Source organism: Streptomyces boluensis, from assembly GCF_009908195.1.
Classification (GTDB): domain Bacteria; phylum Actinomycetota; class Actinomycetes; order Streptomycetales; family Streptomycetaceae; genus Streptomyces; species Streptomyces boluensis.
The window spans coordinates 1-5,007 of record NZ_JAAAHS010000486.1 but is presented as its reverse complement, the minus strand read 5'-3'; the positions used below and the strand labels follow the sequence as shown (position 1 = coordinate 5,007).

General features: G+C 70.3%; 3 protein-coding genes and 2 pseudogenes. All 5 read left to right on the top strand.

Annotation, left to right across the window (positions count from 1 at the left end; all coding sequences use genetic code 11):
- Positions 1-1,206: DUF418 domain-containing protein (locus GUY60_RS34295; RefSeq protein ID WP_376771351.1), on the top strand; the 1,206-nt coding region annotated here is incomplete at its 5' end.
- Positions 1,207-1,284: 78 nt separating this feature from the next.
- Positions 1,285-2,250, top strand: coding sequence for a pirin family protein (locus GUY60_RS34290; protein ID WP_161705064.1), 966 nt, complete (start codon positions 1,285-1,287; stop codon positions 2,248-2,250).
- Between the two features lie 367 nt (positions 2,251-2,617).
- A pseudogene (locus GUY60_RS39320) lies at positions 2,618-2,824 on the top strand (lantibiotic dehydratase); the annotation flags it as partial.
- Positions 2,814-4,216, top strand: a pseudogene (locus GUY60_RS34285) (thiopeptide-type bacteriocin biosynthesis protein). The pseudogenes GUY60_RS39320 and GUY60_RS34285, both read left to right, overlap by 11 nt.
- Entirely contained in the window at positions 4,203-5,006 is an 804-nt protein-coding gene (locus GUY60_RS34280) for a lanthionine synthetase C family protein (RefSeq protein WP_161705062.1), read from the top strand. The pseudogene GUY60_RS34285 and the gene GUY60_RS34280 overlap by 14 nt, the downstream one beginning before the upstream one ends.
- Position 5,007: the final 1 nt, after the last annotated feature.

Here is a 5,007-nt window from a genome sequence, read left to right as displayed (position 1 = left end):
CCGCCGCCCACGGCCACACCCCCGGCACCCGCACCATCCGCACCATCCGCTCCACCCACGACCAAGCGCCTGCCCTTGCTCGACGTGCTGCGCGGCGTGGCCATCGTGGGCACCCTGATGACCAACGTCTGGATCTTCACGGGCCCCGGAGCCGAGGTCGGCTTCCTCGCCGGCGGCGCCACCGGGACCGGACTGAACGCGCTGCTCGACGACCCGTCCCCGGCGAGCGTGACGCAGGGCGTGTTCCGCTTCCTGGCCGATGGCAAGTTCCTGTCACTCCTGACGGTCCTCTTCGGCGTGGGCCTTGCCATCCAGTTCGACTCGGCGGCACGCAACGGCCGCGCCTGGCCCGGCCGTTACCGCCGCCGCGCGATCTTCCTCTTCGCCGAGGGACTGCTGCACTTCGTCCTGATCTTCGCCTGGGACGTCCTCATGGGATACGCGGTCACGGCACTGCTCGTCGCCCACCTGCTCACCCGGAGCGAACGCTTCCGCCGCGGCGTGATGTGGACGGCGGCCGCACTGCACGTGACGGTCATCTCGCTACTCACACTCGCGACACTCACCGCCCCGAACACGGACACGGGCGGCCCGGACCAGGAGACGGTGGCCCTCTACGCCGACGGGAGTTACGCGCAGCAAGTCCTGTTCCGCCTCGACAACATGGCGGTGCTGCGCATCGAACCGGTGCTCTCCTTCGGCCTGCTCGTCTTCCTCTTCCTGCTCGGCGTACGCCTGTACCGCGCGGGCGCGTTCGGACCGGACGCCACCGGACGCGCCCTGCGCACCCGGATGGCCCGCTGGGGCCTGGGCCTCGGCCTGCCCCTGAACGCCGCGGTGTCGCTCGGCGGCGCGGACTGGTTCCTGCTCGGCCGCTATGTCGCCGCCCCGGTCGTGGCGATCGGCTACATCGGCCTGATCGGCGCACTCCTCGACCGCGTCCGCCACCCCGGCCCGCTCACCAACGGCCTGACGGCACTGGGCCGTTGCGCCCTCTCCGGCTACGTACTCCAGAACCTGCTGTGCGTCCTCGTCTCGTACGGCATAGGCCTCGGCCTCGCGAGCCGGTTCGCGGACAGCGGCCCATGGTGGGTGATGGGCCTGTGGGCCACGGTGTCGGTGCTCCTGATGACCGGCGCGACCCTGTGGCTACGGCACTTCCGGCAGGGGCCGTTGGAGACGGTGCAGAAGCGGTTGTTGCACTAGCCCGGCCACGTGACGGGTGCGGCGCGGGGGCGCCGCGACCCGTGTCCGGGCTGCCCGGTCTCGGCTAGGTTGGGCGACATGAGCAACCTTGATCGCGAGGCAGCCCTGTCCGTCTGCGGCGGGCGGGGTTTCGTCGTCGCCGAACCGGTGCGCGAGCTCCTCGCCCCCCGACGCGTCCAGCTCGGCGAGTCCACCGAAGTCCGCCGACTGCTCCCCAACTTGGGCCGCCGCATGGTCGGCGCCTGGTGCTTCGTCGACCACTACGGCCCCGACGACATCGCCACGGAACCCGGCATGCAGGTGCCGCCCCACCCCCACCAGGGCCTGCAGACCGTGAGCTGGCTGCACGACGGGGAGATCCTGCACCGCGACTCGCTCGGCAGCCGCGCGACGGTACGCCCCCGCGAACTGGGCCTCATGACCTCCGGCAGCGCCATCAGCCACTCCGAACAGTCCCCGGTGCCCCACCCGCGCTTTCTGCACGGCGCCCAACTCTGGGTCGCGCTGCCGGACAGCCACCGCCACGTCGACGCGCACTTCGAGCACCACCCGGAGCTGCCCCACGTGACGGCCCCCGGACTGACGGCCACGGTCATCCTCGGCACGGTGGACGGCGCGACGTCCCCCGGCACGACATACACCCCCATCGTCGGCGCCGACCTCACCCTCGCCCACGGCACCCGAACCGACCTGCCCCTGGAACCGGACTTCGAGTACGCGGTCCTCGCCATGTCCGGCGAGGTCCACGTCGACGACGTCCAGGTCCTCCCCGGCTCCATGCTCTACCTCGGCTGCGGCCGCACAGAACTCCCCCTGCGCGCGGAGTCCGACGCGAGCCTGATGCTCCTGGGCGGCGAACCGTTCGCGGAGGAGATCGTGATGTGGTGGAACTTCATCGGGCGGTCCAACGAGGATATCGCGAGGGCCCGTTCGGACTGGATGAACGGGGATCGGTTCGGTGAGGTGAAGGGGTACGAGGGGGATCCGCTGCCTGCTCCGGAACTTCCCGCCGTGCCGCTGAAGCCGCGGGGGCGAGTGCGCTGAACTGGGTCTTCCTCTGAATCGGCTCAGGCCTCAAGGTGTGCGGAGCGTGCTGATCCGGCGGCTCTGGAGGTGGCCTCCCGTCGTGGGGTCCGAGCGCCGTCCGGTGAGGGCGGCACGTGACAATATGACCCCAGGTATGGCTGGGTAAGGCAAACCTAATGCTGACCCAATGCTGACTTTACTGACGTGTAATCAGTTCTCTCTGGGTGTGGGTGGCCGACGTCGACTTGTTGTGGGCGCCAGGTCTTCCGCGTGGGCGTCTGGGGCTTCATTGCGATGGCGTTCGGATCACTGAGAAGGATCGAAGGCGGCAGCGAGTCGGTCGATGCTGTGATCTTGCCTGTTGTGAGGAGTCGAACCGGATGACCGTGAACAGGCGATCGCCCCCTTTACGGAACTGCCGGTCAACACCCCCGGCGCGCTGCCCGTACAGCTCAGCTTCCCGCCCCTCACCCGAGGCGACAGCCACGTCGCCCGCGTCCCCGAACTGCTGCCGGCCGTGATCAGCCTGGCCGAGCACCGGCCCCCCGGACGAGCGCACCATCACGTTGGACGACCTCGCGGTGGGCTGTGACCGGCGCCGCCTGTACCTTGTCTCCCTCTCGCGTGGGCGTGTGGTGGAGCCGATGTCCCTGCACGCGCTCGAGTTACGCGCTCACACGCCGCCGCTCGCACGGTTCCTCGCCGAGATCAGCCGGTCGCAGTCAGCCGTCCTGACACGGTTTCCGTGGGCCGGCGCCCTCAACCTGCCGTTCCTGCCTCGCGTGCGTTACGGGCGCACGGTCCTCTCGCCGGCACGGTGGCGGCTCGACCGTTCGGAGATGCCCGGTCGGCAGGCATCGTGGGAGCAGTGGCACAAGGCGCTGGACTCCTGGCGTACCCGACGGCGGGTTCCGGCGGCTGTGGCACTGACCGAGGGGGACCGGCTGCTGCCGCTCGACCTGTCCGAGGGCGCCCACCTCGCCGTGCTCCGCGCCCACTTGGATACCGACGAGACCGCGGTTCTTACGGAAACCGGCCCCGATAACGGCTGGTTGGCAGGACGAGCCCACGAGGTCGTCGTACCCATGACGGTGGTTCACGCCCCGGACTGGCCGACCGTGCCGCCCGCGACCGCCGACCGCGTACTGACGCGCGATCACGGCCTTCTCCCCGGCGGATCGCGGTGGCTCCTGGTGAAGTTGTACGGGCACACCGAGCGGCACCCCGAGATCCTGGCCCGCCACCTGCCCGACCTGCTCATGCAGTGGGGCGAGGAACCGGCCTGGTGGTACATGCGCTACCGCGACCCTCGCTCGCACCTGCGCCTGCGCGTCGCGATCACTGACCCCACCGACTTCGGGTTCACGGCGGAACGCATCGCGCAGTGGGCTGCCCGGCTGCGGCGCGAAGGACTCGTGAACGACGTCCAGTTCGCCACTTCTTTCCCGGAGACCGGCCGCTGGGGCACAGGCGAGCTGATGCGGCTGGCCGAGGAGGTCTTCGCCGCGGACTCCCGTGCCCTGGCCGTGCAGTTCGCGCAATCCGAGCGGCCCCACAGCCAGGTGCTCACCGCAGCGAACTTCGTAGCGCTCGCCGTCGCCTCACCGGCAGCACCGTCGCAGGCATCGACTGGCTGATCACCCACGGCCGCATCAAGGACCCGACGCCGCTCGACCGCGCAGTGCTGAAGGAGACCGTGAGCCTGGCCGACCCGATCGACGACTGGGAGTCGCTGCAGCTCGCTCCCGGCGGCGCCGCGATCACGGAGGCGTGGACGGACCGGGACAGAGCCATCACCCGCTACCGGGCACGGCTCGGCGACACCGAAGGACTCGACGTGAACCTCGTCCTCGACTCGCTGCTGCACGCCCACCACATCCGCGCCGCCGGCATCGACAAGGACGACGAACGCACCTGCCTCCGGCTGGCCCGTGCCGCCGCGCTGGCCTGGAAGCACGGAGGAACTGGCAATGAATCTGCGTGAGTTGGCGCGAGCGGCGTCCGACACGATCGCGGACCGCCTCGCCACACAGGACGCCGTGCGCGGACTGAACCTGAAGCAGGGTTGGTGGCCGCAGTCCCTTGCCCACGGAGCCGTCGGGGTCGCGCTGCTGCACATCGAACGCGCCCGCACCGGACACGGGCCGTGGCAGCGGACCCATGACTGGCTCGCCTGCGCCGCCGCCGATCCGACCGTCGGCGGCCGTGACAGCCACCTGTACTACGGGGCACCCGCGCTCGCCTTCGCCCTGCACACCGCCGCCGCCGACCAACCCGGCCGCTACGCCCGCGCGCTGAACACCCTCGACCTGTACATCACCACCGAAATCCGCCGCCGCCTGGACCGCGCCCATGACCGCATCGACCGAGGCGAGATGCCTGAGCTCTCCGAATTCGACGCCATCCGGGGCCTGACCGGCATGGGCGCTCTCCTCGCGCACCGAGGCGAACATCCCGAACTCCTCCAGGACGTACTGACCTACCTCTTACGGCTGACCGAGCCGGTCAAGCACGACGGTGAACTCCTGCCCGGCTGGTGGAGCCACCTGGGCCCCTCAGGGAAACCGTCCGCCGACCACCCCGAAGGGCACGCCAACAACGGCATGGCCCACGGCATCGCAGGCCCCCTCTCCCTGCTCGCCATTGCCGCGCGGCGCGGCGTCACCGTGCCGGGACAACTGGAGGCGATCGGCCGGATCCTGGGCTGGCTCGACCAGTGGCAGCAGAGCGGCCCCACCGGCCCGTGGTGGCCGTACTGGATCACCCGCGCATAGC

Excerpts from the sequence above, each read along its gene's own strand:
- GUY60_RS34290 (WP_161705064.1), top strand. The coding sequence starts at position 1,285 with ATGAGCAACCTTGATCGCGAGGCAGCCCTGTCCGTCTGCGGCGGGCGG.
- GUY60_RS34280 (WP_161705062.1), top strand. The coding sequence starts at position 4,203 with ATGAATCTGCGTGAGTTGGCGCGAGCGGCGTCCGACACGATCGCGGAC.